The 1499-nt window shown below is 33.4% G+C and carries 2 protein-coding genes and 1 pseudogene; 2 read left to right on the top strand and 1 reads right to left on the bottom strand.

Annotated elements, in window-relative coordinates; translation table 11 throughout:
- Nucleotides 1–341 (top strand): annotated as a pseudogene (locus IBX42_RS12510) (hypothetical protein); the annotation flags it as partial.
- A 115-nt stretch (nt 342–456) separates the two neighbouring features.
- Nucleotides 457–711, top strand: coding sequence for a hypothetical protein (locus IBX42_RS12505; protein ID WP_294933258.1), 255 nt, complete (start codon nt 457–459; stop codon nt 709–711).
- Here IBX42_RS12505 and IBX42_RS12500 read toward each other — a convergent pair whose 3' ends face one another.
- Nucleotides 712–1044 carry a hypothetical protein gene (locus IBX42_RS12500; RefSeq protein ID WP_294933257.1) on the bottom strand — a complete coding sequence of 111 codons (333 nt, stop codon included), beginning with the start codon at nt 1042–1044 and terminating at the stop codon, nt 712–714.
- Nucleotides 1045–1499 lie beyond the last annotated feature (455 nt).

The following is a 1499-nucleotide window of genomic DNA, read 5'->3' as shown; positions in this document are numbered from 1 at the left end:
CAACATCCGACTTTTTGCATGACATATTTAGATCCATAATATCCATAACGCTGGGACTGGCGATTTACGATCTCGCAAAACAGATATTTGAGCATGAAGTTATGTACCAGTCGTTTCATAAATCTGAAGACAAACAGTATAAAGTACTAGGAAAATTTCTAATCTCAATCATCATAGCCCTCTCCATAGAGACCTTGATGGTGGTGTTTAAGATAGCACTTGAGGACATCTCAAATATGATCTCAGCTTTTTATCTGCTTATAGGCACAACCATCATGTTTGTAGGACTCGGCTATTTCTATAAAACCATTCAAGAATCTACACCAAAAGAGGACGATTAGTTAGTATGTCACCATTTTGCAAAGCTTAGCTAAAACAAATATAAAACTTTTTACGAAATAGCGAAGATTTATATTATAATGTAGGTCAAATTTGTTTTGTACGAAAGGGCTGGGGATGGAATGGATAGTTTTTATCGCAATACTTATAATCATATTTGTATCTCATGCGTCAATTAAAAATAATCTTGAGTTTAAAATAAAATTATTAGAAAAAGATGTAGATATTTTGTTTAAAAAAAGTAATGCAACGATAGAACTTCTCAATCAAAAACATGTAAAAATGCAAAAAGAACTTGCAGAGCAACTCAGTGAGCAGAGCGAAAGAATCAATTATTTTTCACATAAACTTGTAGATATATCTAGAGACTAACTAATCTTGTGCCTGAAAAGTTTGCCCTCTTTCTCCAAAAACTAAAAATGCTTTCTCAACTTCTTCCATTCTTATAATGGCTTCTTTTTCATCTATAAGTTCCAAGTGAGCACCGGGGAGTGCCATTGGTAAAAATGTGCCCCATGACACAGCATCCCATTCATGCTTAATGAAATATTTTGTATTTTCAATCGCTTCAAATTCAAAGATTACAGGCTCTATATTTATAAGAATTGTATCCTTTAGCAAATCAACTTCTTTAGTCGTATTAACAACATAAAGAATTTGTTTACCACTTTGAATATAAATAGCTACATGTTGATCTGTTTGCATTCTTGCTACTTTACATCTCTTTTCTAAGCAATTCAGATAATAATCAAAATATTTCATACTTGCTGTAATAGGTGCGGAAAACATCCTTTGCGGCGATGCTATAAGAACAGTAGCAACGCCTTTTTTTTATTCCACAATATCATCTATAACGATCGGGGTCTTGCTTGCACATCCACTCAAAAAGAGTGCAGCTATAGCCGCTATTGTTAAGCTTTTCATATATAGATCTCCTTTTAAAAAGGAATCATTTTACCATAAACAGTCCCTATTTTTCTCGCTCTGACACTGGAGCATAGGAACTATGGGAATGCTTTACTACATAAACTCTTTTTATTTAAACAACTGAGAATGAGTGCCTAGTCTAATTAACTCCAAGAAGTCTCCATTGACTCTGTATATGACTAACTGACCTTACGCACTTTTGTAAAAAAGTTCGTAAATACCTCTAATTTTCT

Origin of the sequence: Sulfurimonas sp. (assembly GCF_014859695.1) — a bacterium.
In the GTDB taxonomy this organism is placed as follows: Bacteria; Campylobacterota; Campylobacteria; order Campylobacterales; family Sulfurimonadaceae; genus Sulfurimonas.
Note: the sequence above shows the minus strand (reverse complement) of the source record. Positions and strands in the feature narration are given on the sequence as shown.

Bases quoted from the DNA above. Each gene is read 5' to 3' on its own strand.
- IBX42_RS12500 (WP_294933257.1), bottom strand. From the start codon at position 1,044: ATGCAAACAGATCAACATGTAGCTATTTATATTCAAAGTGGTAAACAA.
- IBX42_RS12505 (WP_294933258.1), top strand. From the start codon at position 457: ATGGAATGGATAGTTTTTATCGCAATACTTATAATCATATTTGTATCT.